Genomic DNA, 3,937 nt, shown 5'->3' on the forward strand with positions numbered 1-3,937 from the left:
GTCCCCAGGGCGCGGCCCAAAATGTCGGACCCGGCGAATTGCTTGTTCTGCCGCTTGGCTGGCAGGGCGAATGGACCATCCACGAGAAAACGCGCAAGCTTTACATCCTGCATTCGGTTTGATCGCTGCAGGTGCATGCTCGCCTGCAATTTCCGATGAGACCACGCGCGCCACGGCGGTCGACTAAACCCCTTCGACCAGCACGATCTCGCCGTCGGCTACTTTCTGGCGGATCGTCACGGCGCGTCGATACTCCGGCGAGTGATAGCAATCGTGCGCCGCAGCCAAAGACGGAAACTCGATGATTACGTTGCGGTCGCGGCCCGGCCCTTCCGCCTTTTCATGCGCACCGCCTCGTGCCAGGAAAACGGCGCCGAAGCGATCGAAAGCCGGTTTGGCGGCAGTGACATAGTCCTTGTAGCCTTCCGCATCGCGCACATCGACGCGGGCGATCCAGTATCCCTTGGGCATGCTTCTTCTCCGAATTGTTAGGCCGAGCGCATTTCGTCAAGGATCGCTTCCGCGACCGCTCGCCTGTCGGCGGCGCCGACGATCGGCCGGCCGACGACGAGATGGCTGGAGCCGTTGCGGATCGCCTGCGCCGGCGTCACCACGCGTTTCTGGTCGCCATGGTCGCTGCCCTTGGGCCGTATTCCCGGCGTGACGACGGCCATGTTGGGCCCGACGATCCGGCGCACCGCTTCCGCTTCCTCGGCCGAGCAGACGATGCCGCCCATGCCGGCATGCAGCGCCTGTTCGGAGCGCCTCAGCACCAGCGTATGCGGGTCATGTTCATAGCCGGCGTCGATCACGTCCTGCTCGTCCATCGAGGTCAGCACGGTGACGCCAAGCAGGCAAAGATCGCTGCCCCTGGCGGCCTCGACCGCTACCTTCATCGTCTTCGGATAGGCGTGCAGCGTCAGCATGGTCATGCCCATCCTGGCAATGGCCTCGACACCCTTGGCTATCGTGTTGTCGATGTCGAGCAGCTTCATGTCGAGGAAGATCCTGGTGCCGCCGCTGGCGAGCTCGCGGGCGAAATCGAGGCCACCGGCGAAGGCGAGCTGGTAGCCGATCTTGTAGAAGGAGACGATCCCGTCGAGCTCACGCACCGCCTTCTCGGCGTCCTTCAGCGTCGGCACGTCGAGGCCGACGATCAGCCTGTCTTGCATGGTGCTGGCGCGCTCCTGGATCACGCCTCGATCCGCGTCGACAGCATGCGCGAGGTTTCGATCAGCGTGCCGCATAGGTGCTCCATCGATCTGTGCAGTCTCTCGTCCCTGAAATTTCCGTCCTCGTCGAAGGCGTTGCCGCCCTCCGGCACCGAGCATTCCGGCGTCACCACCTCCATCTTGCAGCGCACCAGCACGGAGCGCAGATGGTTGATGCAGCGTACCCCGGCGAAATGTCCTTTGGAAGACGAACAAAGGCCGGCGGGCTTGCCGGTGAACGGCCTGAACGACCGCCCGCCATCCATTCGCACGCGGCTCACCCAATCGATGGCGTTCTTGAGCAGCGGCGGGATCGAGCCGTTATATTCGGGCGTCGCGATCAGCAGCCCGTCATGGGCGGCGATCTGCCGGGCAAGCTTGATGGCGTTTTCAGGAATGCCTTTCTCCTTTTCCAGATCCTCGTCGAGAATCGGCAGCGGATAGTCGGCAAGCGAGATGCGGGTTACCTCGGCACCCTGCAGAGCGAGTTCCTTCTGCGCCACATCGGCGGTCCTGCCGCTGTAGGCGCCAGCGCGAATTGAACCTGCAAAGACGAGAATTTTCGGGATCACTGCCATTAGCCATCATTGTCAGCCGACAGGTATAGGCCAGGCACGTTTCAAATACCAAATACTGATCAATGCGCCGCGCGTCGGTAGATCCACAGCTGCGTTGGCGGGATGTTGCGGATGACGAAATGAAAATGCTCGACCGTGTAGTCGCCGCGGCCGGGCGGGATCGGCGACAGCGGGCCGTAGGTCAGCTGCACGATCGGGCGGCCTGTCGGGATGCGGTCGAGAAGGCTTTCGACATAGGCGATGCGCTGGGCGACCGGGAAATTGAGCAATGGCACGCCGGAGACGACCGAATCGAAGGTCAGGCCGCTCTTGTCACCGAGTGTCGCATCGAGATTGAAGGCGTCGCCCTCGATGACGTTGACGCCGGGATAGAGCTGGCGCAGATGGCGCACGAAATCGGGCGAGTATTCGACTGCGTAGAGATTTTCAGGCTTTACGCCCTGGGCGAGGATGGCTCGGGTGATGACGCCGGTGCCAGGCCCGACTTCGAGCACCGGCAGGCCCGAGTTCGGGTTGACGACGGAGGCCATCTTTCGAGCCGTGGTGGAACTGGTCGGCACGATCGAACCGACCGCCTTCGGCTTGTCGATCCAGCCCTTGAAGAACTTCAGTTCGTCGTCGAACTTTTCCGCCAGCGCCTTTCGCAGTCCGGGACCATGTGCCATGCAAGTTCTCCTGAACGCTCCCCCGAGAGGCTACTTAGCAGCTACGGGGTTCAAGGCAAGGCGGACTCCGGTATAAGATGTTGATGACGCTAGGGAAGCCTCGCCTTGATTGCACTCTACACCGGATTGGCGAGAATAGGCATCAGCGCTCGCCGAAGGTTTCGAAAAAGTCCTTCATGCGGGCGAAAAAGCCGCTCGACTGCGGCGAATTATCCTTCGAGGAAACCTGCTCGAATTCCTCCAGCAACTCGCGCTGGCGGCGGGAAAGGTTTTGCGGCGTCTCGACCGCGGTCTGGATATAGAGGTCGCCGACATTGTGCTGGCGCAGCACCGGCATGCCTTTGCCCTTGAGGCGGAACTGGCGGCCGTTCTGGGTGCCTTCCGGCACTTTCACTTTCGTCTGGGTGCCGTCCAGCGTCGCCACCTCGAAGGAGCCGCCAAGTGCTGCCGTCGTCATCGAGATCGGCACCTTGCAGTAGAGATCGGCGCCGTCGCGCTGGAAGAATTCGTGCGGCTTGACCGCCAGGAAAATATAGAGATCGCCCGACGGGCCGCCGCGCAGGCCGGCCTCGCCCTCATTGGCAAGGCGGATGCGGGTGCCGTCCTCGATACCGGCCGGGATGTTGACCGACAGCGAGCGCTCCTCGGTGACGCGGCCCTGGCCGGCGCATTTCGGGCACGGCTCCTTGATGGTCTGGCCACGCCCCTGACATTGCGGGCAGGTGCGCTCGATCGAGAAGAACCCTTGCGTGGCGCGTACCTTGCCGTGGCCATTGCACATCGAGCAGGTGACGGGCTGGGTGCCGGGCTTGGCGCCGCTGCCGGAGCATTCCGTGCAGGAGATCGAGGCCGGCACGTGAATCTGTGCGGTCTTGCCGGTAAACGCCTCCTCCAGCGTGATTTCCATATTGTAGCGCAGGTCGGCGCCGCGCTCGCGGCCACCGGAGGAGCGGCGCTGGCGCCCGCCCATCATGTCGCCGAAAATATCCTCGAAGATGTCGGCGAAGCCGCCGGCGCCGAAGCCGTGTGCGCCGCCGTTCATGCCGCCCTGTTCAAAGGCGGCGTGGCCGAAACGGTCGTAGGCCGCGCGTTTCTGCGGGTCCTTCAGCGTCTCGTAGGCTTCGTTGATTTCCTTGAACTTGTGCTCGCAGGAATGGTCGCCGGGATTGCGATCGGGATGGAACTGCATGGCGAGCTTGCGGAAAGCGCTCTTGAGCTCCTTCTCGTCGGCCCCCTTTTGCACACCCAACGTTTCGTAGAAATCAGCTTTCATCTTTTCCTGCAGTCCGGATATTCAACGTCTTGAAGCCTTGTTGCGTCGTTGCCGGCACGCTGTTCCGATTTAGGTGCGATGGCGCCTGGATGCCAGTGTCGACGCGGGCTTGCTCGCATTTTTCCGATCAAGCCCGCACTTTTTCGGCCAGAGTTGCAAAAAAGCCCGGCTTTGCGCCGGGCCTTCTGCGATAATCTGCCGTCAGGCCGC

At 62.5% G+C, this 3,937-nt stretch carries 5 protein-coding genes; all 5 read right to left on the minus strand.

The window, feature by feature from the left end; translation table 11 throughout:
- Positions 1–183: 183 nt before the first annotated feature.
- Positions 184–471 (minus strand): DUF1330 domain-containing protein, encoded by a 288-nt coding sequence (locus EOA86_RS25650; protein WP_128344243.1) that lies wholly within the window; start codon positions 469–471, stop codon positions 184–186.
- 17 nt (positions 472–488) lie between these two features.
- Entirely contained in the window at positions 489–1,172 is a 684-nt protein-coding gene (gene pyrF, locus EOA86_RS25655) for an orotidine-5'-phosphate decarboxylase (RefSeq protein WP_128344247.1), read from the minus strand.
- A 20-nt stretch (positions 1,173–1,192) separates the two neighbouring features.
- Entirely contained in the window at positions 1,193–1,789 is a 597-nt protein-coding gene (locus EOA86_RS25660; protein ID WP_128344245.1) for an NADPH-dependent FMN reductase, read from the minus strand.
- A gap of 59 nt (positions 1,790–1,848) precedes the next feature.
- On the minus strand, positions 1,849–2,454 hold the full coding sequence (gene pmtA / locus EOA86_RS25665; protein WP_029347837.1) for a phospholipid N-methyltransferase PmtA: 606 nt from the start codon (positions 2,452–2,454) through the stop codon (positions 1,849–1,851).
- A 142-nt stretch (positions 2,455–2,596) separates the two neighbouring features.
- A complete protein-coding gene (gene dnaJ, locus EOA86_RS25670; RefSeq protein ID WP_065006409.1) occupies positions 2,597–3,727 on the minus strand; it encodes a molecular chaperone DnaJ in 1,131 nt (376 codons plus the stop codon).
- Positions 3,728–3,937 lie beyond the last annotated feature (210 nt).

The organism is Mesorhizobium sp. M5C.F.Ca.IN.020.32.2.1 (genome assembly GCF_004023105.1).
Lineage (GTDB): Bacteria > Pseudomonadota > Alphaproteobacteria > Rhizobiales > Rhizobiaceae > Mesorhizobium > Mesorhizobium wenxiniae.

Coding starts and splice junctions, on each gene's coding strand:
- EOA86_RS25650 (WP_128344243.1), bottom strand. CDS start 471: ATGCCCAAGGGATACTGGATCGCCCGCGTCGATGTGCGCGATGCGGAA.
- pyrF (WP_128344247.1), bottom strand. CDS start 1,172: ATGCAAGACAGGCTGATCGTCGGCCTCGACGTGCCGACGCTGAAGGAC.
- EOA86_RS25660 (WP_128344245.1), bottom strand. CDS start 1,789: ATGGCAGTGATCCCGAAAATTCTCGTCTTTGCAGGTTCAATTCGCGCT.
- pmtA (WP_029347837.1), bottom strand. CDS start 2,454: ATGGCACATGGTCCCGGACTGCGAAAGGCGCTGGCGGAAAAGTTCGAC.
- dnaJ (WP_065006409.1), bottom strand. CDS start 3,727: ATGAAAGCTGATTTCTACGAAACGTTGGGTGTGCAAAAGGGGGCCGAC.